Annotated in this window: 21 protein-coding genes; 20 read left to right on the top strand and 1 reads right to left on the bottom strand. The window is 46.0% G+C overall.

Going from position 1 to position 22,305, the window contains the following annotated elements; translation table 11 throughout:
- Positions 1 to 257 precede the first annotated feature (257 nt).
- The 14 genes from M1K58_RS12475 to murA all read left to right on the top strand — a co-directional run bounded on the left by M1K58_RS12475 (position 258) and on the right by murA (position 14,868).
- Entirely contained in the window at positions 258 to 629 is a 372-nt protein-coding gene (locus M1K58_RS12475) for an NADH-quinone oxidoreductase subunit A (protein WP_256759186.1), read from the top strand.
- Positions 614 to 1,132, top strand: coding sequence for a NuoB/complex I 20 kDa subunit family protein (locus M1K58_RS12470; protein ID WP_256759185.1), 519 nt, complete (start codon positions 614 to 616; stop codon positions 1,130 to 1,132). The genes M1K58_RS12475 and M1K58_RS12470 overlap by 16 nt, the downstream gene beginning before the upstream one ends.
- Complete coding sequence (locus M1K58_RS29470; protein ID WP_306220378.1) at positions 1,129 to 2,046, top strand: NADH-quinone oxidoreductase subunit C; 918 nt, start codon at positions 1,129 to 1,131, stop codon at positions 2,044 to 2,046. The genes M1K58_RS12470 and M1K58_RS29470 overlap by 4 nt, the downstream gene beginning before the upstream one ends.
- Before the next feature lie 6 nt (positions 2,047 to 2,052).
- Positions 2,053 to 3,153, top strand: coding sequence for an NADH-quinone oxidoreductase subunit D (locus M1K58_RS12460; RefSeq protein ID WP_256759184.1), 1,101 nt, complete (start codon positions 2,053 to 2,055; stop codon positions 3,151 to 3,153).
- Positions 3,153 to 4,160, top strand: a complete 1,008-nt coding sequence (gene nuoH / locus M1K58_RS12455; RefSeq protein ID WP_256759183.1) for an NADH-quinone oxidoreductase subunit NuoH — start codon at positions 3,153 to 3,155, stop codon at positions 4,158 to 4,160. Before M1K58_RS12460 ends, nuoH begins: the two co-directional genes overlap by 1 nt.
- A 12-nt stretch (positions 4,161 to 4,172) precedes the next feature.
- The gene (gene nuoI / locus M1K58_RS12450) at positions 4,173 to 4,619 is read left to right on the top strand and encodes an NADH-quinone oxidoreductase subunit NuoI (RefSeq protein WP_256759182.1); all 447 of its coding nucleotides are present in this window, start codon (positions 4,173 to 4,175) and stop codon (positions 4,617 to 4,619) included.
- 1 nt (position 4,620) lies between these two features.
- Positions 4,621 to 5,145: an NADH-quinone oxidoreductase subunit J gene (locus tag M1K58_RS12445; protein ID WP_256759181.1), complete on the top strand. Its 525-nt coding sequence runs from the start codon at positions 4,621 to 4,623 to the stop codon at positions 5,143 to 5,145.
- A 2-nt stretch (positions 5,146 to 5,147) separates the two neighbouring features.
- The gene (gene nuoK / locus M1K58_RS12440) at positions 5,148 to 5,450 is read left to right on the top strand and encodes an NADH-quinone oxidoreductase subunit NuoK (protein WP_256759658.1); all 303 of its coding nucleotides are present in this window, start codon (positions 5,148 to 5,150) and stop codon (positions 5,448 to 5,450) included.
- 5 nt (positions 5,451 to 5,455) lie between these two features.
- Positions 5,456 to 7,324 (top strand): NADH-quinone oxidoreductase subunit L, encoded by a 1,869-nt coding sequence (nuoL, locus tag M1K58_RS12435; protein ID WP_256759180.1) that lies wholly within the window; start codon positions 5,456 to 5,458, stop codon positions 7,322 to 7,324.
- Entirely contained in the window at positions 7,324 to 8,949 is a 1,626-nt protein-coding gene (locus tag M1K58_RS12430) for a complex I subunit 4 family protein (protein WP_256759179.1), read from the top strand. The genes nuoL and M1K58_RS12430 overlap by 1 nt, the downstream gene beginning before the upstream one ends.
- A gap of 1 nt (position 8,950) precedes the next feature.
- On the top strand, positions 8,951 to 10,483 hold the full coding sequence (locus M1K58_RS12425) for an NADH-quinone oxidoreductase subunit N (RefSeq protein WP_256759178.1): 1,533 nt from the start codon (positions 8,951 to 8,953) through the stop codon (positions 10,481 to 10,483).
- 316 nt (positions 10,484 to 10,799) lie between these two features.
- Positions 10,800 to 12,929: a S8 family serine peptidase gene (locus tag M1K58_RS12420; protein WP_256759177.1), complete on the top strand. Its 2,130-nt coding sequence runs from the start codon at positions 10,800 to 10,802 to the stop codon at positions 12,927 to 12,929.
- A gap of 61 nt (positions 12,930 to 12,990) precedes the next feature.
- On the top strand, positions 12,991 to 13,248 hold the full coding sequence (locus M1K58_RS12415; RefSeq protein ID WP_256759176.1) for a DUF1146 domain-containing protein: 258 nt from the start codon (positions 12,991 to 12,993) through the stop codon (positions 13,246 to 13,248).
- Between the two features lie 234 nt (positions 13,249 to 13,482).
- On the top strand, positions 13,483 to 14,868 hold the full coding sequence (murA, locus tag M1K58_RS12410) for a UDP-N-acetylglucosamine 1-carboxyvinyltransferase (RefSeq protein ID WP_256759175.1): 1,386 nt from the start codon (positions 13,483 to 13,485) through the stop codon (positions 14,866 to 14,868).
- Between the two features lie 321 nt (positions 14,869 to 15,189).
- On the opposite strand, the gene M1K58_RS12405 is transcribed toward murA, so the two are convergent.
- Positions 15,190 to 16,128, bottom strand: coding sequence for a transposase (locus M1K58_RS12405; RefSeq protein WP_256759174.1), 939 nt, complete (start codon positions 16,126 to 16,128; stop codon positions 15,190 to 15,192).
- 458 nt (positions 16,129 to 16,586) lie between these two features.
- On the opposite strand from M1K58_RS12405, the gene spoIID reads away from it, so the two are divergent.
- The 6 genes from spoIID to M1K58_RS12375 all read left to right on the top strand — a co-directional run bounded on the left by spoIID (position 16,587) and on the right by M1K58_RS12375 (position 22,289).
- Positions 16,587 to 17,687 (top strand): stage II sporulation protein D, encoded by a 1,101-nt coding sequence (gene spoIID, locus M1K58_RS12400; RefSeq protein WP_256759173.1) that lies wholly within the window; start codon positions 16,587 to 16,589, stop codon positions 17,685 to 17,687.
- A 103-nt stretch (positions 17,688 to 17,790) separates the two neighbouring features.
- Entirely contained in the window at positions 17,791 to 18,528 is a 738-nt protein-coding gene (locus M1K58_RS12395; RefSeq protein WP_256759172.1) for a M23 family metallopeptidase, read from the top strand.
- A gap of 154 nt (positions 18,529 to 18,682) precedes the next feature.
- On the top strand, positions 18,683 to 19,816 hold the full coding sequence (locus tag M1K58_RS12390) for an HD-GYP domain-containing protein (RefSeq protein WP_256759171.1): 1,134 nt from the start codon (positions 18,683 to 18,685) through the stop codon (positions 19,814 to 19,816).
- A gap of 202 nt (positions 19,817 to 20,018) precedes the next feature.
- A complete protein-coding gene (spoIIID, locus tag M1K58_RS12385) occupies positions 20,019 to 20,306 on the top strand; it encodes a sporulation transcriptional regulator SpoIIID (protein WP_027087171.1) in 288 nt (95 codons plus the stop codon).
- 106 nt (positions 20,307 to 20,412) lie between these two features.
- Complete coding sequence (mreB, locus tag M1K58_RS12380) at positions 20,413 to 21,411, top strand: rod shape-determining protein (RefSeq protein ID WP_306220377.1); 999 nt, start codon at positions 20,413 to 20,415, stop codon at positions 21,409 to 21,411.
- 11 nt (positions 21,412 to 21,422) lie between these two features.
- Positions 21,423 to 22,289: a flagellar hook-basal body protein gene (locus M1K58_RS12375; RefSeq protein ID WP_256759169.1), complete on the top strand. Its 867-nt coding sequence runs from the start codon at positions 21,423 to 21,425 to the stop codon at positions 22,287 to 22,289.
- The last annotated feature ends 16 nt before the right edge of the window (positions 22,290 to 22,305 follow it).

Below are 22,305 nucleotides of genomic sequence, written 5' to 3'. Positions count from 1 at the left end.
TGCTCTTAATGACTTTGTCTATGAGACAAGGTGATTGAGGGCAGTCTTTTTCGTGTGGCCTGCATAAACAAACCGAGACAAATTGCGATGCTCCTCACATAATCTTCAGAATATCAATCATATAATTAGTTTTATACGAAAAGTTTAAATAGAATTAAATCCCATCTGTTACCAATGAAAACGCTATTATCGTAGACTTGATTGGGAGCATTTGTTATACTTATGGGGTAAATTTACCTATTTGCGGAGGCGTTGAAGTGGAGAAATACATCAATTCATACGTCATTGTTTCAGTCTTCCTCATCTTGGGTATCGTATTTCCGATATTCGTATTGTGGCTTGGCTCCTTGCTTCGGCCGAACAAACCGACAGAAGAGAAAGCAACCACCTACGAGAGTGGGAATGAACCGGTAGGAGATAGCCAGATCCGCTTTAATGTTCGGTATTATTTGTACGCGCTTATGTTTGTTGTATTTGATGTGGAAACTGTGTTTCTTTACCCTTGGGCCGTAGCGTATAATCAGCTTGGTCTTTTCGCGTTAGTCGAAATGTTTATTTTTGCAGGATTACTACTTATAGGTCTGGTGTACGCTTGGAGGAAGAAGGTGCTTAAATGGAATTCGATTTAGCGAATGTATCGCCGGAAGATCGGAAAGAAGTGGAGCGCAACGTACTCTTTGGCACAATCGATCAGTTGAAGGGCTGGGCACGTAGTAATTCTTTATGGCCGATGACTTTTGGTTTGGCTTGCTGTGCGATCGAGATGATGGCCGCAGGTGGAGCCCATTATGATTTGGACCGTTTCGGAGTCATTTTCAGAACTTCACCACGTCAATCGGACGTCATGATCGTGTCGGGCACGGTTACGAAGAAGATGGGGCCGTTGCTTAAACGTCTCTATGATCAAATGCCTGAACCCAAGTGGGTTATTGCGATGGGCTCATGTGCGACTGCAGGCGGACCCTATGTTAAATCTTATTCCGTCATTAAAGGTGTCGATCAAATTGTACCGGTTGATGTATACATACCGGGATGCCCTCCCAATCCTGCTGCACTGATCTATGGAATAAATAAGCTTCAGGAGAAAATTCGCTATGAGGCGAAAACCGGGAAGCAGGTGACTAATCGATGAGCGAGGAGAACAATCGGGAGAAGGAGCAATCCCCTGCTGCATCTGAGCCGGAAGCTTCCGAATCTTCTGCTTCCGAGTCGCCTGCTAGCATACCCGTCGAAGCGTCAACAGAAACGCCTGCCGTGCAGGCACAGCCTGAAACAACAGCAACACAAGTAGAAACACCGTCACCTGCATCAGCACCGGCTTCCACAGCTGCACAGGAAGCTGGAGAAGCCCCTCCTGTCCGTAAGAAAGAGACGGACGAAGAGAAGGCAGCTCGGCGTAAGGCGACGATAGAAGCTAAAGAAGCGGCGAAAGTGGCTGCAGCCCAAGCGGCGGCACTAGCGTCTGCACAAGCATCGCAGCCCGTAACGGATGGTAATACTCCTGCGGGCAAAACAGCTGATAATGAGGGTGCGAGCTTGGAGAATGTAGAGCCACCCAAGCCTCCATCTCCTAATCAACCGAGATTAGATCGGGTTACAACCCTATTAAGAGAATTAGCTGCGGAAGATGCTGTTGAAGAAGCTTATATAAATGAAGCCAACGATCATCTTCCAACATTCGTTGTTAAGAGTGAGCATTGGCTGAAGGCTGCGCAATTATTCCGTAATCATGTTGAGTTAAGCTGCAATTATTTACGCAATGTTTCGGGCGTAGATTATGAAACGTACATGGAAGTCGTTTATTATCCTCTTAATATGGATACTCGGGAATGCTATGCAATTAAAGTTCGTGCAGACCGCGAGCAACCAGCGGTTCCATCCGTCACACCCATTTGGGAAACCGCGAATTGGAATGAAAGAGAAATCTATGATCTGCTCGGAATTGATTTTCCAGGGCACCCAGACCTCAAGCGCATCATGATGCCTGATGATTGGGTTGGCCATCCGCTTCGCAAAGACTACGTCCCGCTTGACCCGGAGGTGTAAGCATACGTGATTCGTACTGAAGAGCTGCTACTCAACGTTGGTCCACAGCATCCAAGCACGCATGGAGTATTTCGAATTGTTGTCAAATTAGACGGAGAAGTCATTACAGAAGCGACTCCCGTCATGGGCTATTTGCATCGTGGAACGGAGAAGCTTGCAGAGAACTTGAACTTCACACAAATCATTCCTTATACTGATCGAATGGACTACGTGTCCGCAATGACCAATAACTATGTACTCTGCCATGCGGTGGAAAAAATGATGGGGCTAGAAATTCCGGAACGAGCGGAGTTCATGCGCCTAATTGTCATGGAAATGCAAAGGGTTGCCAGCCATCTGGTATGGTGGGGGACCTATCTGCTTGATATCGGAGCACTAAGTCCATTTTTATATGCATTCAGCGATCGTGAACGCATACTCGGGTTGTTTAACGAGTTATGTGGTGCTAGGCTAACCTATAACTATATGAGGGTTGGCGGAGTGAAATGGGATGCACCAGACGGATGGATAGACCGAGTTAAAGTGTTCGTCAAAGATATGTACAACCGTCTAGATGAATATCATAATCTCGTAAGCGGCAATGAGATTTTCCTTGCCCGGATCAAAGGGATTGGCAAGTATGATGCGGCGACGGCGATCGACTATGGATTATCCGGGGCGAATCTTCGCTGTACGGGTGTGAAATGGGATCTCCGTAAAGCTGAGCCTTACAGCTTGTATGATCGCTTCGATTTCGATGTGCCTGTTGGGAAGAACGGCGATTGCTTCGATCGTTATGAGGTGCGTTTGGCGGAAATTACGCAGAGCCTGCGCATACTGGATCAAGCGTTGGAGCAATTTCCAGGAGAAGGGGAGACGATGGGGAAGGTACCACGCGTCATTCGACCTCCTGTCGGCGAAATCTATGTGCGAATCGAATCACCGCGTGGGGAAATTGGCTGCCATATTGTTTCCAAAGGTAAAGCAGAGCCGTACCGTCTGAAGTTCCGTCGACCATCATTCGTGAACCTCCAAATTTTGCCTAAGCTGCTTATTGGAGAAAGTATGACGAACATGGTTACCATTCTCGGGGGAATCGATATCGTGCTCGGGGAGGTCGACTGCTAATGCAGCACTTCTGGGATCAGCCATTAAGCTGGGGCAACGCCGGGATTTTCGCTGCTTCGGCAGTAGGAGTGCTAGCTTTTGTCATCCTATTTGTAACTTATGCGATTTACTTCGAACGTAAATTCATTGGCTGGATGCAATATCGCAAGGGGCCGAACCGTACGGGACCATTAGGTTTGCTTCAGTCGGTAGCGGACGTTGCTAAGCTGCTGTTTAAGGAAGATACAATTCCTAAGAAAGCCGATAGAGGGTTATTCATGCTCGCTCCGGTGATGGCATTTGTACCTTCGTTTGTTGTATTAGCCTTTATTCCCTACTCATTGGATTTACAGTTTGCCGATCTGAATGTTGGTTTTCTTTATTATGTTGCTCTATCAGGGATTACGACGATTGGGATTGTTGTAGCGGGCTGGGCATCTAATAACAAGTACTCTTTGCTCGGCGGAATGCGTTCTGCGGCACAGATGATCAGCTATGAAGTGCCGCTAGTCATGTCTGTCGTCGGCATTGTGATGATGACGGGAAGCTTGAATTTACGGGAAATAGTCATCGCCCAGAGTGGTTACTTCTGGCATTGGAACTTCGTCCCACAAATTCTCGGATTCGGTATATTCATAATCGCGGCGATATCCGAGCTTAATCGAACACCGTTCGACTTGCCTGAGGCGGAATCGGAGTTAGTTGCCGGGTACCATGTCGAATATAGCGGATTTCGCTTTGCGTTCTTCATGCTGTCAGAGTACATTTATGTGTATGCCATTGCGAGTCTGACCACGATATTGTTCCTCGGCGGTTGGCATCCACCTATTCCGCAGCTTGATTTCATACCGGGAGTATTGTGGTTTTTCCTTAAATTCGCCGTTATTGTATTCACTCTCTTTTGGATTCGGGCTACCTTTCCAAGGCTTCGGGTCGATCAGTTAATGGGGCTAGCGTGGAAGGTACTTCTGCCGCTGGCGATTCTCAATATTTTCTTGACGGCAATTGGCATAGAATTGATGGGATAGGGGGCAGACGCCATGAAAGGAATGCTCAAAGGGCTCGGAGTATCACTGAAAACATTGGGTACCAAGAAGGTGACGTTGGCTTACCCCGACGTTCCCATCGAGATGCCGGATCGGTTTCGTGGCATTCAATATTTTGAACCGGACAAATGTATCGTATGTAATCAATGTGCACGCATTTGCCCAACAGACTGTATTACATTAACGGGTAAAGCAAATCCGGATCCGGAGAAAAAAGGCAAAGTCATTGATACGTTTGATGTTAACTTCGAGATTTGTATCCTTTGTGATCTATGTACGGAGGTTTGTCCTACGGAAGCAATTGTCATGACGAACAATTTTGAGCTTGCTACGTATAGTCGCGATGATTTGTATAAGGACAAAAAGTGGCTTTACGAGAACAACGTAAATATTCGCGAGGATAACAATAATATCGGCTCTCCGAAGGGAGGCGCCAAATAAAGTGTTTAACTTTAACATCGAGTTGACAGGCGAGTTCGTAGCATTTTTTCTACTATCGGTATGCGCGATCGTTGGGGCAGTAATGGCGATTAACTTTACGAAAGTCGTTCATACGACGCTCTCCATTGCCTTCACATTTATTGCGCTAGCGGGACTGTATGTACTTCTTGAGGCTGAATTTGTTGCTTTCGTACAAGTGCTCATCTACGTTGGAGCGATTACGATTCTAATGATCTTTGGAATCATGATGACTAAGCACGATGGAGAAGGGAAAGAGCCAGCGCGACCGTTATTGGAAACATTGGCGGCAGTCGGTTGTATAAGCCTTTTCGGAATATTATTTTATGGTATTCGAAATGCGAATTTCCCGACAGAATCGGCACCCTTCATCGAAGATAACACGCGGGAGATCGGGATGCAGCTCTTCACTCAGTATGCAATACCATTTGAGCTGATGTCCGTCTTGCTGACAGTTGCCTTTATCGGTTCTATTGCTCTAGCGAAGAGAGAGGGTGGGTCGCAATGACGATGCTGTCCTCTTACTTAACGTTAGCAGCGGTTCTGTTCTGCATTGGATTTTACGGCGTGCTGACCAAAAGAAATGCAATTATTATTCTGCTGTCGATCGAACTGATGCTCAATGCGGTTAACCTTAACTTGATCGCATTTTCTAAGTATGGTGTCAATCCTTCGCTTGCGGGTCAAATCTTCTCCCTCTTCACCATATCGGTTGCAGCAGCTGAAGCTGCAGTTGGCATCGCGGTATTGATCGTGCTTTACCGAGGCCGCGCAACGGTGAACGTGGACGAATTCGACGAGTTGAGGAGGTAACTTCCATGAGCACCTTCTTTGCCGAATACGCCTGGCTCGTCCCGGTGTTTCCATTTGCTGCTTTTTTAGTTCTCACAGCGATGGGCAAAGGCTTGAAAAAAACAGGAGCATGGATCGGTACGATTGCGACTTTCGGCTCCTTGGTATTATCGTTATGTATCGCGACAGAAAGAATTTCTGGTAATGCAGCGGATTACAGTAACCAATATAACTGGATAGAGATTGGGAATATGAAGCTGACAGCAGGCTTCGAAGTGACGAACCTGTCAACGTTAATGCTCGTTATCGTGACGCTAGTGAGCTTCCTCGTCAATCTGTACTCGCAAGGCTACATGAAAAATGATGAGAGAATCTCAACCTTCTTCGCATACGTTGCACTGTTTACAAGCTCAATGCTTGGGTTGATACTGTCCGACAACCTGCTGACCTTCTTCATTTTCTGGGAATTGGTAGGTGTATGTTCATTCCTACTCGTCGGGTTCTGGTATCATAAACCGGAAGCCAAAGCTGCGGCTAAGAAGGCGTTCATCGTAACACGGGTCGGAGATCTGGGCTTACTGATAGCGTTGCTGTTATTGTTCTGGTATATGCCAGGCCATGCACTAGATTTTACGACAATCCACAATGTGTTCGATTCGCAAGCTGGAGTCATCTCAACAGGGATTACCACTTTAATCGCCTTGCTCATTTTTCTCGGAGCGGTTGGTAAATCGGGTCAATTTCCGTTGCATGTGTGGTTACCTGATGCGATGGAAGGTCCAACACCCATTAGTGCCTTAATCCATGCGGCGACGATGGTTGCTGCGGGTGTGTTCCTCGTTGCGCGGACGTTCGATATTTTCGAAGCTTCACAGGTTGCAATGAATACGGTGGCGATTGTTGGAGCCTTTACGGCAATCTTCGCGGCGACAATTGGATTGGCGCAAAATGATATCAAGCGAATACTTGCCTTTTCAACCGTTAGCCAACTGGGGTATATGATGCTGGCTCTTGGTGTTGGCTCCGTTACAGGGGCCATGTTCCATCTGTTGACTCATGCATTCTTCAAGGCTCTCCTGTTTCTAGGAGCAGGTAGTGTCATCCATAGCGTACATACGCAGGACATTCGCGAGATGGGTGGCTTGGGCAGCAAAATGAAGATAACGGCGTGGACGTTCGGTATTGGGGCTCTAGCCTTATCCGGTATTCCACCGTTTTCCGGATTCTGGTCCAAAGATGCCATTCTGACTGCAGCACTAGATAAGCAACCTATCTTGTTCATAGTCGGATTAGTAGCAGCATTCTTCACTGCACTCTATATGGCTAGATTGTTTTTCTTGGTGTTCGTCGGTAAACCGCGAGAGGGCCAGCATGCCAAAGAATCTCCAGCGGTGATGACGATCCCACTTATCGTGTTAGCCGTACTGGCGATTGTAGCCGGCTTTGTGGAAACACCCTTTAACGGTTGGCTTGGACAATGGTTAATGGGCGATGAGGCAGAGCATCATGTTAGCGGATTAGTTATGGTTATATCCGCTGCGGTCGGTTTGCTAGGCTTGTACATTGGCTGGCTCATGTATGTGAAAGGCACGATCCGCCGCGATGCGGTATCTGCGCGCGTTTCAGGTCTTGTTACCTTGCTTGAGCGTAAATACTATATTGATGAGCTATATCAACTGATATTCGTGAAGCCTCTTCAAAGCTTTGGCAAAGTGCTGGAGTTGTTTGACTATTATGTTGTCGATGGGATCGTCCGTATATCGGGGTACTCTGTATCGGCAATTGGACGGTTAAATTCAAGGCTACAGAGTGGTCAAGTTCAAACGTACGCCCTTTCCGTATTAATCGGTATCGTCATCCTTATTGTCGCAATCGCCGGAAGGAGGTTCTGGTAATGCTAGATAACCTACCGGTGCTGTCACTAATCATATTTACCCCTCTTATCGGTGCGCTTATTATTCTCTTATTGCCGAGTGCTCGCAGTAACTGGCTTCGAACGACGGCTATTATTTTTACTTTATTACCGTTAGCGTTGTTGCTAATGTTGTTTGCAATGTACGAACCATCCGTTGGAGGTGGGGAGTATACAGAACAATCGACATGGCTAACCATTCCATTGAATATAGAAGTTCTGAATATGCCGTTTAATGGCACGATTAACTCATTAAAGTTAGGCTTCGATTATCACTTAGCGGTCGACGGCATTTCCTTGCCACTTCTACTGCTTACAGGAATCGTTTCAACAATGTCCGTGCTGGCTTCAGTCCATATTCGAAAGCGGTGGAAAACCTATTACTTTCTGTTTCTGCTATTGCTGACTGGTATTTATGGCGTTTTCCTGGCGAGAGACTTAATCCTGTTTTTCATCTTCTTCGAAATGACTCTTATTCCAATGTTCTTTCTTATCGGGATATGGGGATATTATGGACGTGAGAAAGCAGCAACTCGTTTCCTTATCTACAATGGCCTAGGTTCTGCAGCGATGCTGCTATCCTTCCTGATCTTGATCGCGACACTTGGGTTTAGTACGGCGGATGGAGCCAATTTATTATTTAGCGGAAATTACGATGTTCTGCTAAGTAATGTGACTGATCCGAATGCTATCGCTAACGTGGATAATGAGCTATTCAGATCATTGGGTATTTTCATGTCAGAAAATGCGAAATGGGCGGCATTCATTCTTCTGCTTGTTGCCTTCGGGATCAAGATTCCTATTTTCCCATTCCATACGTGGATGTTACGAGTGCACACCGAGGCTCCACCAGCTATTGTTATGATTCACTCGGGTATTTTGCTGAAAATGGGCGTGTACGGATTAATTCGATTCGTCGTGTTCTTATTTCCAGAACAATTACATTCGTGGTCAACTACGTTGGCGATATTTGGGGTTATCAATATTGTGTATGGAGCGATCCTAGCTTGCGTGCAGCGAGATTTCAAGCTTGTGCTAGCATACTCCAGTATTAGTCATATGGGTATTGTGTTATTAGGGATCGCTTCCCTCGAGGAGGTTGGCTTACAAGGAGCCATCTACCAGTCGGTTTCCCATGGTTTAATTTCTGCCTTATTGTTCCTCATCGTTGGTAGCTTATACGAACGTACGAATACCACTCAATTGAGTGAGCTTGGCGGCTTGGCCAAATCTGTACCCTTTATGTCGGGGGTACTACTGGTTGGGGGTCTAGCGTCTTTAGGATTACCGGGATTGTCAGGCTTTGTCGGTGAATTCTTGTCGTTCCTAGGCTTATTCGGATCTATGAAAATCGTGACAGCTATAGGTGTGCTCGGTATTCTGTTTGCCACCATCTACGTTCTCCGAAGCATCCTTAATATTACGTACGGTTCTATGCCCGAGCAGTTCGCTGGGATGAAGGATGCACGGTTCATAGAGGCACTGCCTATGGTTACTCTAGTGGCTTTTATCGTATTACTTGGCGTTTACCCATCCGTATTGACGGACCTCATGCAGAATAGCTTTAATGGATTCATCGATCAAATTCAATCGAGGATGGGGGGATAACATGGAAGCTTTACAGACTTTATCGTGGAGCGATACGTGGTACCTAGCCCCTGAGCTCGTCTTGTCAGGTTTTACGATCATATTAGTGCTGCTAGAACTCATACTGCCGAAAAAAATAAATCGCGATCTTATTGGCTGGTTGACGCTTGTTGGTTTATTGGTCGCTGGAGTATTTGTTGTGCTGCTCCTGCTGTCTCTAGGAAACGGGAAGGAAGCCGATGGGTTTTATAGCTTGCTTGGAGGAAGCTACCGAATTGATGATTTCGGTAATGTTCTCAAACTAGTGTTCATCGGCGCAGCGGCGTTCATCGTATTTACGTCGCTTGGCACGATAAGAGATGAAGATGTTCCGATTAAAGGCGAGCTTTATTATCTTATTCTTCCAGCAGTGTTGGGCGCAATGGTAATGTCTTCATCGGGCGATCTGATTACTTTATTTGTAGGGCTGGAACTGTTAAGTATTACTTCTTATGTGCTGGTTGCCAGCAGGAAGAAGAGTAATCTTTCTAGTGAAGCGGCATTTAAGTATGTTGTAACGGGTAGTGTTGCTTCAGCATTTATTTTATACGGAATGTCTTTCCTTTATGGACTCACTGGCGGAACGAATGTGTCTGCCATACAGGCGGGGTTAGATAATGCACTCATCAACTCTGAGGCATTGCTGTATATTAGCTTTTTCTTAATGATAGCCGGGTTTGCTGTTAAGCTGGCACTAGCCCCATTTCATGCGTGGGCTGCGGACGTCTATCAAGGTGCCCCTACTCCCGTAACAGCTTTCCTGGCGGTCGTTGCTAAGGGTGCTGCATTCGCAATGCTTTATCGTATTTTCATGAATACGGCTTTCTTCGCTTCTGAAGAGGAAAGTATGCTTAAGAATGATATTTTCTTAAGCTTATCTGTTCTTGCAGCAGCAGCGATGATTGTGGGTACAGCAGGAGCTTTAAGACAGCGTAATGTCAAAAGGCTTCTAGCGCTATCCGGAGTGGCGAATGCGGGTATTCTTCTAACGCCTCTGGCGCTTTCCTTAACGGAAATGAATGCGTCCATGTTCTCGGAATTCACTTATTTTCTGATCGCCTACGCGTTCATGAATATTGGTGCGTTCGCGGTGCTTACAATCGTGGCGAGGGATTCCGGTAATGAAACATTATCCGGATTTGCAGGCTTGTATCACCGTGCTCCTTGGACAGCAGTGGCGATGACCATCCTGCTCTGTTCTTTAGCGGGGCTGCCAGTTACGGGTGGATTCTTCGGAAAGCTGTTTATCTTGTTTGCAACCGTACAATCACATACGTACTGGCTGGGTGCTATTTTATTAATTACAACGGTCGTTTCCTACGCTGTATATTTTACATTTATTCGTCAAATGTTCATGCGCAGCGGATCTATTGATTCCGGATTGCAGATGACATTACCTACTGCGATCACGATATGGATTTGCACGATTGCGACTCTGGCTCTTGGGTTCCTGCCAGTGCCGATATTGGAATGGTTAGATCGGTTATTCTCCTTGCCTACTGATCTTTTCTTGTAAAAGATTTTGATTAACCTAATTCAACCTGGTTATTTAAGGGTGGCGGATTTCAAGTCGAAGACTTGGAGTCTGCCTTTTTTATGGCTTTTTGATATGGGCATATCGAATATGAACAGAACATATACTGAGTCGTTTCACTCCGTATTGAAAGGGCGTGTTGCCTACTCTATTCTATTTGTCGGGAAAGAAACAATTGAATGAATTTACGGTCGAAAGAAGGGAATCGCTGTCGAAAATCGAAAGATTAACTATATGATTTTATTAAGTGTGCTATAAAGGTGTGATTTAGCTGTTAAATAACATGAGGTTAAGCAGAATGTTACGTAAACTCAGAGTCCCCTTTCACTTAGTGATGGCGTCTGTATTTGTGTGTTGTTCTACTGCCTTACTTTCACCTATGGACGTTCTAGTCTTAAAGCCCTCACACACTTCACAGATATTCAATGAGGTGCAGACGGCAGAATTACGCATTTCTGAGGAGGGCGTGCTGCCTCAGGTTCTGATGTCAGTCAGTCCTCCAATTCCTAATTATCTTAAGGCTATTGGAATTCCGGAAGCCTGGGCCAAAATGGATGTGGACGTTCTATCTACAATTGCGATTGTGGATACGGGAGTTGATTACAATAACCCCCAATTGAAGCCCTATCTACTTGAAGGAAAGAATCTAGTAAATGAGCGCAAAACAGCTCAAGATGATAATGGACACGGTACTGCAGTAGCTGGAGTTATTGTTGCCGTTGCGAAAGCGGGAGAATCTTCAACGGGTCAAGGAAGATGGAAAGGCAAGCTTCTGCCAGTTAAGGCACTTGATCAATTTGGATCAGGCAATGAAGAGAAGCTCACCCAAGGAATACGATATTCCGTAGACCAAGGGGCGGATATAGTTGTCTTATCTCTCGGATTGAGACGTGATGCTCCTGGACTGCGCGAAGCTGTTGAGTATGCGGAGAAAAATGGTGTTCTGCTTGTAGCGGCGAGTGGTAATGATGCAGCTCTATTTGGTGCTAGAGCAGCTGTGCAATATCCCGCAGCCTATCCAACTGTACTGGCTGTTGCCGGATCAGAGGATAAGCAGCCCGTCTCACAATCGACATCCGGCTCGGAAAATGACGTAAGTGCCTCGTGGAGAATACAAACGTTGGCGATTAACGGTGGAACGATTGTCATGGAGGGGACTTCTATGGGAGCGCCTCAAGTTGCAGCCACTGCTGCTATGATTAAAGCCGTTCATCCCAATTGGGCGCCGATTCGTCTACGCGAAACATTGAGGAGAACTGCCGAGCAAAGCGGAAAAGCTGTTTGGAACCCTAATATGGGTTATGGACTAATCTCGGCGATCAATGCTGTACAAGTCGACTCGGACATTGATTGGCGTGAGCCTAACGACGATAAGGTCGATGCAAGTGAGTTTCCATTGGGTAAAGAAATAGTGAGTAGCTGGGGAAGTCCGACGGACGTGGATTGGTATACGTTTGAAGCACCTTATGATGGCACGTACCGTGTACGAGGCGATGATGTTCGTATCTCACTATATAACAGCAAGACAAAAGTTATACAACCTCAAAGCGTGACAGTAGACAATTCGAATTCAAAAGGTTTACTTAAGCAATGGGAGGTAACAAAAGGGCGATACTGGTTGCAGGTGCAGAGTTCATCACTTAATGTTCAAGCTAATGCTCAATCTCCTGATGAATACAGACTGGAATCTCAATTTACGATGAAACCGGATGCGAAGGAACCTAATGATAGTGCAGCATCCGCAAGTACTCTTCCCCCACGAAGCCAGCAATGGGTTGGATCATTCCATCAACGCGGGGATAAGGATTGGTTTGTTGTGACACTTCCCAAGCCAGGAATTCTGAAGCTATCTGTTTCGACGGATACAACAAGAATTGATCCCGAGTTAATGATACAGCAAGTTGGTTCTAATGAAATACTTGTGGATGAACGTGGAGATGGTGGAAATGAGCAATGGATTCTGAACAATGCGAAGGCTGGCAAATACTACTTTCGGATTTCTAATGCAGCTTCGTCAAACCCAGAAGCGGTAATCGGGACATATGCCGCCTCTTTGGAATATATTACCGAGAAGGAAGATTTTTACGAACCTAATGAAAGTCCATTAACATCGACCCCGCTTTCACCCGGTAAAATTTACAACGGGTTGATCAATACGACTAAAGACCAAGATTGGTACAAATTCACTCTAAATAAAAAGCAGAAAGTTAAGCTGTCAATCAACCCGATTCCTGGTAATACGGCAATTAGAGTAGAATTAAGGGATAAAAAGCTGCAAACGATAAAGAAATGGATCAATGAGGAAGGTCAAACCGCTATTTCCGGCGAGGAAATGCTACAAGCGGGATCTTACTATGTGAAGGTGACTGGTGATCGTTCTAACCGGAATGAGTATTATGGGCTTAAGTTGTATATTACAAATAGTTAACTTTTGGGATGTAGTGGGCAGGTTGGAGTTATAATTGCAGGCTGGGAGGGTATTTCAGGTAATGGGTGACGATGCAGGATTATTCGAGATGGCGGGATGGAATGGCGTATTTTCGATATTCGTCACTTTAGGCTGTGTGGTTGTGGCATGGATTGTTATACAAGAAATTAATTTTGATAAGATTTTACGCCAGCCAAGAGGCCCGCGGGCTAGAGTGCTGCAACTGTTACTTGCAGTAGGACTCGGGCAACTAGTCGCTCAGTTCGTTCTAGATTATTGGACGTGGGTAGGTACGTTAAAATGGCTATTTGGTTCATGATGTCGTATTTTTTCAAAATGGATGCGACGGAATGATAAGAATGGGTAATAATATTCAAAACGTACAATCTGATCATCAAGTGGACGAATGAAGTCGAAAAGTAAGGGATAACCCCAGAAAATGCCGCTTGTGTCTATGGCGGACTAAGTGGTATGATAAAATTTGGGTTTTTCGTGCTTTAGTTGTCATGCTGAAGCATCGGAATGAATCTATAACGCGCGGAGGGAACCACCCATGAGCAAAATCATCGTCCGCGGCGGACGTGTCCTATCGGGAACAGTCCGCGTGCACGGCGCTAAAAATTCCGTTCTTCCGATCCTGGCCGCTGCATTATTAGCGGAGAAGGGGTCCAGTGTCATTCATGATGCTCCCGCCTTGGACGATGTTAAGAACATCTTGCAAGTGCTTGCCGCTTTGGGTGTAAATGCCCAGCAAGGTGACGGAACTGTAAAATTAAATGCTGAATCACTGACTTCCTGTGAAGCGCCATATGAATTAGTTAGAAAAATGCGAGCTTCATTCTTGGTTATGGGTCCATTGCTGGCACGTTTGGGGAAAGTAACTATTTCTCTTCCGGGTGGCTGCGCAATTGGAACGCGTCCCATTGACCAACATTTAAAAGGCTTTGAAGCGATGGGTGCGGAGATCGGATTCGGTCAAGGCTCCATTGAAGCGAGTGTGGAAGGTAAATTACGCGGTGCAAGAATTTACTTGGATATTGCAAGCGTAGGTGCTACAGAAAATATTATGATGGCAGCCACTACCGCAATCGGAACGACAATTATCGAGAATGCAGCTAAAGAACCGGAAATCGTGGACCTTGCTAATTTCCTTAATGCAATGGGAGCTAAAGTCCGCGGAGCGGGTACAGGCATTATTCGTATTGAGGGTGTTGAGCAGCTTCATGGTGCGGAGCATCACGTAATTCCTGATCGGGTCGAAGCGGGAACTTTCATGATTGCTGCGGCTATTACGGGTGGAGATGTGTATGTTGAAGGTGCAATTCGCGATCATCTGGGGCCAATTGTTGCTAAATTGGAAGAGATGGGTGTTGTCGTCGAATGTGACGAGAACGGAATTCGTGTAAAAGCCATTAACCCACTGCGTGCGGTGGATGTTAAGACATTGCCATATCCAGGTTTCCCGACAGATATGCAAGCGCAGATGATGACTCTTCTGTTAGCTGCTGACGGAACGAGCATTGTTACGGAAACTGTGTTTGAGAATCGGTTCATGCACGTGGATGAATTGATCAAAATGGGTGCCGAGATTAAAGTGGATGGACGTACCGCCATTGTTACAGGTGGCGCCAAATTGTCCGGAGCTAGCGTATGTGCGACTGATCTGAGAGCAGGAGCTGCGCTCATATGTGCTGCCTTGGTGGCGGATGGAAGTACTGAAGTGAGCGGAATCCATCACATTGAACGTGGTTACATGGACATTGTGAATAAATTTGCTGCACTTGGTGCAGATATTTATCGTGCACCTTCTCCAGAAGATGTTCTGGAGGAATCTGAGCAAGCTTCTCTAAAACCGGAAAATCTGCTTCAGCAATTAGAACATCGCTCAGCGGCACCGACAGAAATCGGAATCCGCAACATTCAACCGACGCTCGCTTAATTTTCGGATTTGCAAATACGTCGATAATGAAATGCTTGTTCTTATACTTATCTGTTATATTGCCTAATATTGATCCCCTTGCCTATTTCTGGCTTGGGGATTTTTCTGTATTGGTTTTTATATGAAATAGGCTTTGTCGAGGGCTGCTTCTTGGTTCTCCTTTGTGGTTTTATCCCTTTTGACGGTATCCCCTTCGCTCAGGAAGGTGAATAGAGGGGGGGGGCAGTGGGGTGCAAGAGCAACTGCAAGAGCAACTGCAGATACTAGATAAGTCATCGGTATAGTACCAGAGTAGATCGCTCTTTGTATCTAGAAGATTGTTTACCCGGTTTGTTGTGATACTCGAACGGAATTTCGTAATCGTTTCAAGGAGCGTATCGTAGTCGAACGGCCAATCAGAACTGAGTAGATAATTGTATGCGTTGTAGAGCAGGCGTCTAAGAGATGGTTGAACACTACCTCGATTCCATGATTGGAAAGGTAACAATACTGATCTAAATATGCTTGCAAGTGCTTAGGGCCAACACCTCTAAATAAACGTCCTATCCACCAGGTCGCATGATGGCTTTCCATGACTAAGGTCTTGTCTATCGGTTTTCCATATCGCCGATATCTTCTAGTTATTATCGTGTTCTTGGTGGCTAGAGGATCGACGTGATTGCGTAGGAATGGTTGAGTATCAGGGCAATCATATTTGTCTCGTAAAGGAAGCTTGGACTGGAGCTTTATTTTAATGTATCCGATATTTCCGACTTCATCGTTGGATGCACCTATAAGAATGGGCTGCTCTTGTTTGTGCCAATCGAACGTTGAAGTTATTCGCTTGCAATAGATTCCATCTGTGACTCGGACGATCCCAGTTAATAAATGTGCAGAATCCGTACGACTCATTGCGTGGCGGATTTTATGACAAATAAGCCAGGCGGTCTTGTAGGTGACTCCGATGAGGTCTGATAATTGAAGTGCATTGACGCTGCTAGATCTTGAATGGAGATAGATAGCTTGAAACCACAGTCGGAGTGAAGTTCGGCTCCCTTCCATTACTGTTTCTTTTATTAGAGAGGTTTGCGTTTTGCAGGAACGACATTCATATAGAGGTAGTCTTCGCGTAGAGATGAGATAGTAACTAGGGTGCTGACAGTGAGGGCAGTGAAATCCGTTTGGCCACTTGGCTTCGAAAAGGGCGATAATACACACTTCTTCCTTGTCAAATCGGTTACAGAATGCACTGAAAGCCTCGGCCTCTAGTCTCAAGCTCATCGAATGATGCTCCTTTTTCCGAAAGAAATAGAACGTTTGTTCTTATTTTTATAATACCAAACTTGGGGTTAGATTTAAAGAGGGTGTTACAATATTTAACAAATTAGAGTTAAGTATTGTGTGAATACCTGAGCCAAAGGGATACCGTGAAAAGGAGAGGATCGAAGGAATCTGAGCCAAAGGGATACCGTGAAAAGGAGAGGAACGAAGGAACCTGAGCCAAGGGGATACCGTGAAAAGGCAAAACGACAGAGAGTACGAGGGTGATAGAGAGGGAGACGCAGAGATACGTGGAGAGGAAAATGAGAGGATTATCAGATTCTGGTGGACGGAGAACTAGGTTCTACCTGTTCTGAATCTCGCATATTTTGAAAGCATCGGTTGGCGGGCATGGGAAGTTATACTTACAACTATTGGCTACCTGCCTCCGAAAATTGATAATCAGCTGGGGTGGGCCGGTGAAGCCGAGAAAGCTTTGGTTCTCATTCGCATGTGGAGCGCTAATGTCTATGATGCTGTGGCTTGTGCTGCATGGCGGGGGGACAATGAATTCAGGTGGAATAGCGACAGGTCTAAATAATGAGCAACCAGCATCGTTGCTATCGAAGACGGTGAGGTCAACTGAGAGTTTAGCTGAGAATCAGTCAATAGAGAACTCTTCTGGCTCCCAAGCGGACTTCAATAAGGGACAACCTAATATAAGAGTGTATTTGTCAGAGTCTCAGACAGTGGAGACAGTTTCACTTGAAGCTTATGTCCAAGGGGTAGTTGCTGCGGAGATGCCTTTAGATTTCGAACCAGCAGCAATGCAAGCCCAGGCGTTAGCAGCTCGAACATATATTGTTCGAAAGCTATGGCTGAATGATCGCACAGGGGTGCCGGTAGGCAACGCAGATGTAACGGATACGCAAACCCATCAAGTATATCGTTCTTTATCTGAAATGCAGCAATTGAAACAAGAGGATAGGGAAGGTGTGTTAAAAGTAGAAGAGGCGGTCAAGGGGACTAAGGGTAAAATCATTGTTTATCGTGATGAGCCGATAGAAGCTCTATTTTTCTCAACAAGTAATGGGTTTACAGAGGATTCGGAGGAGGTTTTCTCGACAAAGCTTCCCTACTTGCGTTCAGTAGCTAGCCCATGGGATAAGGAAGAATCCCCGAGAGCCGAAGAGACGGTAGAGATGTCTTTAGAAGATTTCTATACTCAGTTAGGTGTCGAATCCGTCTCAGTTAATGCAAGCCAAGCAGGGACGAAGGCGATACGCATTCTAGATTTGACTGGTGGACACAGAGTTAAGCGGTTGTTAGTGGGATCGGAAGAACTTACTGGAGTGGAAGTTCGTCGTAGATTAGGGCTGCGATCTGCTGCATTCGATTGGAAGATTAAAGATAACAAGATTTATGTAACTACATATGGCAGCGGGCATGGGGTTGGGATGAGTCAATGGGGGGCGGAAGGGATGGCGAAAGAGGGTTATTCGGCTCGTCAGATCATCGAATACTATTATTCTGGAATCGACCTGGAGGAAGTTTCGAAGCTATTGAGCAGCTATCAGTAATGAGATTAGAGACTGGTATGTTATAAATATTGTAATCTTTCAAAGTAAACAGGTATAAAACCTCTTAACCTGGCAACAATGGGTTACTGAGGTGATGATAATAATGAATGATGGAAGTAACAAAACACCACGTAAAATGGAAGAGTCGCACAAGTCGATTGCGGGTTCGTCTCCCGCTGTCAGGCCTACCGGATGGAAGAAGTTCCTTTCCAAGCGCTGGGTATTCCCTGCAGCTTACATGGCCGCGGCAGCAATTATCGTTACGATTCTCTGGATGAATTCGGGAACGAGTTCAAAAGATCCGGGAGCTGTTCCTGGTCTAACAGGTGTCGAGAGCGAAGCGGCCGCTGAAGGGCAATCAAGTCCAGCAGCAACAGCAGTAATGGCTAACGGAGAAACACTTCGGTGGCCAGTAAACAAAATGGAAGACATGACTACGATTGTTCCGTTCTATGATGCAACGGCTCCTGTGCAAGAACGAGAGGCAGCTATGGTAGAGTACAATAGCACCTTCTCGGCACATATGGCTACGGATTTGGCACGCAAGGACGCCAAGTCATTCGATGTCCTAGCTGCTCTAAGCGGTAAGGTAACGGTTGCCGGCCAAACGCCGACAAACGGATACGAGGTGCAGATTGAGCATCCGCAAGGATTAGTCACTGTCTACCAAAGCTTGACCGACCTTAAAGTTCAAGTTGGCGACGAAATCGAGCAAGGAGACGTGATCGCTTCTGCAGGCCAGAGCGAACTGGAACCGCAAGAAGTCGTTCACGTACATTTCGAAGTACTCAACAACGGTCTTTCTGTTAATCCAAGCACTTTGATTAAAGCTGCGAAGTAAGAAAATGATGAAAGAATAGAACAATTCTATCGCATAAGCTGCGATAGAATTGTTCTATTTTTATTGCAATCTCGACAACAATAGACTAAATATGTCATAATTTTTACCAAAGATGATAGTGGCTCAGTAGATTCCGATGGAGAGGTAGAGAACCATGAGAATTGTTGGTGTATCGGAACTGAAGATCGGAGACCTACTAGAGAAGTCGGTTCAAGGGAATAACGGTGTAGTTATGCTAGAAGCGGGTACTATTCTTACAGAGCAATATATCAATAGACTTAGAACGCTCAGGGTTAAGCACGTTCATTTGAGTGATTCCGTGATAGCTGAGGAAGCTGAGCTCGTTAAGAAAAAGCGATCTTTAGTTGTTGATTCGTGGGTTCGTCAAGATATCAATGAGATGAAGAATAATGAAGCTTCTCGTAAGGAAGCGATAGGGCTCGTCACGGAATTTATTGATAGAAGTTTATTGCTGGATCATATTATTCTCCCATTTCCGGAAGCAACCTTCCGACAACAGTTTCGAGATATTCTCATGGAGATCACCTCGCAGCCCGCGTTGGCTGAAGAGCTAGGTGTCATGATTTTGACAGATCGTATGTTGTTCGAGCATGCTCTTAATGTGACGCTTTGCTCCAGTATCATGGGGACTGCCAAAAATTATGATAGTGCGAAGCTCTATGAGTTATCTGTAGGAGCTTTGTTTTGTGATATTGGTATGACCCGATTGCCTACGGATTTCACGAAGGTGAATCGTGATCTGAAAGAATCGGAGCTCAACATCCTTCGTCAGCACACAAACGAAGGTTATAGAGTGTTGAAAGGGATTAAGGAAATTCCCATAGCGTCTGCTCAATGCGCTTTACTCCATCATGAGCGTTACCGGGGTTCGGGCTATCCTTTAGGGATGACGAAAGATAACATCCCTGAATTCGCACAAATCGTCGGCATTGCAGATGTGTATAACGCGATAGGTTCTCCTCGTCATCATCGGAATGCTTATGGCCCAGGGGAAGCGATAGAGTACCTATTTGCTTCGGGCAATTATGAATTTGAAAAAGGGTTAATCGAGGATTTCCTGAAACACGTCATCATTTATCCGGTTTCAACGCTTGTGAGGCTTAGTAGTGGACAGCTGGCTAGGGTCATGGAGACTGCGGGTCGACCTATTCAACGTCCGATCGTACAAATTTATTGCGATGCAGATGGTTTGGCAACTGAAATTCCATATTTGCTGGACTTGCAACAGCATATGAATATCGTGATCGTTGGAAAAGCCGACAAATAAACGAATATACCTGTCCTAAAAGACGGAAGGGGAAACCCCTTCTGTCTTTTTTCTTAGGGCTAAAGATGCACAGTAGAGCCTGTTGGACCTATAAATTGAGTCAAAAAAAGGACTTTCCTAGCTTGTAAGGCTTGGCAACCTAGAATAAGTGACCGCGCTCCTCATATACTGTACCAATCTATTTCAGCAGGGAGGCGGGAGCGTGCACGATTACATCAAGGAACGCACGATCAAGATTGGCCGATGCATTGTGGAGACGCGCCATACGGTGCGTACGATTGCTAAAGAATTCGGCGTCTCCAAAAGCACGGTGCATAAGGACCTAACTGAGCGGCTGCCGGAGATTAATCCAGACTTGGCGGACCAGGTAAAGCACATACTCGAGTATCATAAGTCGATCAGGCACCTAAGGGGGGGAGAAGCAACCAAAATCAAGTACAAGAAGACGACGATCAAAAAGCGGGAAGTTATGACGGCGGGAAAAGCATAATTTTGCTGAAGTTGTCGACTGGAAAAAAAGGAATTGCGGCTTAAGTGGCGAATATTATACTATTACAATAGCAGACACTTCATATTTGGTGAGGGATAATAAGCGCATGTTTAGCAAAGACATCGGCATAGATCTAGGTACGGCGAACGTATCTATACACGTAAAGGGTAAGGGAGTCGTGCTCGACGAGCCTTCTGTTGTTGCCATTGAGAGCGATACCCGTAGAGTACTTGCGGTAGGCGAGGAAGCCCACCGGATGGTGGGTCGTACCCCTGGCAATATTATTGCGATTCGTCCGCTTAGAGACGGTGTTATTGCCGACTTCGAAGTAACGGATATGATGCTTAAAGCATTCATTCAACGTGTTGGAGGCAAGAACTGGTACAGTCGCCCGCGAATACTCATCTGTGCACCGACGAACATAACGTCGGTTGAACAGAAAGCGATCCGCGAAGCAGCTGAGAGAAGCGGCGCCAAGGAAGTGTTCCTTGAGGAAGAAGCGAAGGCTGCTGCGATCGGAGCGGGTATGGATATTTTCCAACCTAGCGGTAATATGGTAGTTGATATAGGCGGAGGTACGACGGATGTTGCCGTTCTTTCCATGGGCGACGTCGTAACCGCCTCTTCTCTTAAAGTCGCAGGGGACAAGTTCGATGCTGCGATTATGAGATACATAAAGAACAAGTATAAGCTGTTAATCGGCGAACGTACGAGTGAAGATATCAAGATCAAGATTGGAACCGTATACCTCGACGGACGTAGAGAAGAGATGGATATTCGCGGTAGAGATATGGTGACGGGGCTTCCGCTCACAGTAACGATTCATTCGGATGAAGTACGTGAAGCATTGTGGGAACCTATTATGTCGATCGTAGCCTCGACTAAGTCTGTATTAGAACGCACGCCACCGGAATTATCCGCGGATATTATTGACCGTGGGGTTATCCTGACTGGTGGCGGTGCGCTCCTAAATGGACTAGATGCGCTGTTGTCGGACGAGATTAAGGTACCTGTGCTTATAGCGGAAGACCCGATGCATTGCGTCGTTAAAGGAACCGGGATTATGCTCGATCATCTGGATAAAATGACCCGTAAGCGGGGCTAGGGGGATACTCCATGTTAAGAGGTTTATACACAGCTGCTTCGGGGATGCTGGCTCAGCAACGACGTCATGACACGATCACGAACAATATCACGAATCTCAATACGCCCGGATTTAAAGGGAGTAGTGCGGTTACTCGTACATTCCCTGAAACTCTCATTTCAGTAATGGGGGGGGCAAACCCACCTGCAGGAAGCGTGGGCAAGCTAAGTTTGGGAGTTTTCGCGGAAGAGAACCTCTTGCAAATGCAACAGGGAGATTTGCAGCAAACTTATCGTAGTCAGGATTTAGCTCTTGTATCCGATCTGTTGATTGCTGGCTCTACGTTCGATCAATCAGGCAAGTCCGTGGATCAGAATGGTGCTGTAACCTATAAACCTCAAGCTTATTTCTCTGTCTTGTCCGCACAAGGTGAAGAGCAATATACGAGGGACGGTAGCTTCAAGACCGATCCGAATGGCACGCTGTTAACTGCTGATGGCAATGAGGTCGTAGGCGCTAATGGTAATCCGATCGTAGTGACGGTTCCTTGGGAACGGGTGACTGTGTCCGGGGATGGTAGATTGCTTGATGCCACTAGCGGGCAACCGCTGCAAGGTGCACCTCAGCTACGTATTGTGCGAGTGGACAACCCTAACATGCTTCTTCGTCAAGGGGATGGGCGCTTCCGTTATGCGGGTGATCCAGCAGGCATTAATCAGATTGCTGCAGGGGACAGAGTTGAAGTTCGTCAAGGCTATCTGGAGCGCTCTAACGTGGATGCCGCTCAGTCATCTATTGATTTAATGGCAGCTCTCCGCGCCTATGAAGCGAATCAGAAAGTTATTCAGGCTTATGATCGTAGCTTGGAAAAAGCTGTGAACGAAGTAGGCCGTGTATAATACATTCGATAAGGAG

The sequence above is a fragment of the Cohnella sp. WQ 127256 genome (assembly GCF_024519285.1).
Classification (GTDB): Bacteria; Bacillota; Bacilli; order Paenibacillales; family Paenibacillaceae; genus Cohnella.
Note: the sequence above shows the minus strand (reverse complement) of the source record. Positions and strands in the feature narration are given on the sequence as shown.

Coding starts and splice junctions, on each gene's coding strand:
- M1K58_RS29470 (WP_306220378.1), top strand. CDS start 1,129: ATGAGCGAGGAGAACAATCGGGAGAAGGAGCAATCCCCTGCTGCATCT.
- nuoH (WP_256759183.1), top strand. CDS start 3,153: ATGCAGCACTTCTGGGATCAGCCATTAAGCTGGGGCAACGCCGGGATT.
- M1K58_RS12420 (WP_256759177.1), top strand. CDS start 10,800: ATGTTACGTAAACTCAGAGTCCCCTTTCACTTAGTGATGGCGTCTGTA.
- nuoI (WP_256759182.1), top strand. CDS start 4,173: ATGAAAGGAATGCTCAAAGGGCTCGGAGTATCACTGAAAACATTGGGT.
- M1K58_RS12390 (WP_256759171.1), top strand. CDS start 18,683: ATGAGAATTGTTGGTGTATCGGAACTGAAGATCGGAGACCTACTAGAG.
- mreB (WP_306220377.1), top strand. CDS start 20,413: ATGTTTAGCAAAGACATCGGCATAGATCTAGGTACGGCGAACGTATCT.
- M1K58_RS12430 (WP_256759179.1), top strand. CDS start 7,324: ATGCTAGATAACCTACCGGTGCTGTCACTAATCATATTTACCCCTCTT.
- M1K58_RS12425 (WP_256759178.1), top strand. CDS start 8,951: ATGGAAGCTTTACAGACTTTATCGTGGAGCGATACGTGGTACCTAGCC.
- M1K58_RS12375 (WP_256759169.1), top strand. CDS start 21,423: ATGTTAAGAGGTTTATACACAGCTGCTTCGGGGATGCTGGCTCAGCAA.
- M1K58_RS12415 (WP_256759176.1), top strand. CDS start 12,991: ATGGGTGACGATGCAGGATTATTCGAGATGGCGGGATGGAATGGCGTA.
- M1K58_RS12405 (WP_256759174.1), bottom strand. CDS start 16,128: ATGAGCTTGAGACTAGAGGCCGAGGCTTTCAGTGCATTCTGTAACCGA.
- M1K58_RS12470 (WP_256759185.1), top strand. CDS start 614: ATGGAATTCGATTTAGCGAATGTATCGCCGGAAGATCGGAAAGAAGTG.
- murA (WP_256759175.1), top strand. CDS start 13,483: ATGAGCAAAATCATCGTCCGCGGCGGACGTGTCCTATCGGGAACAGTC.
- nuoK (WP_256759658.1), top strand. CDS start 5,148: ATGCTGTCCTCTTACTTAACGTTAGCAGCGGTTCTGTTCTGCATTGGA.
- M1K58_RS12395 (WP_256759172.1), top strand. CDS start 17,791: ATGAATGATGGAAGTAACAAAACACCACGTAAAATGGAAGAGTCGCAC.
- nuoL (WP_256759180.1), top strand. CDS start 5,456: ATGAGCACCTTCTTTGCCGAATACGCCTGGCTCGTCCCGGTGTTTCCA.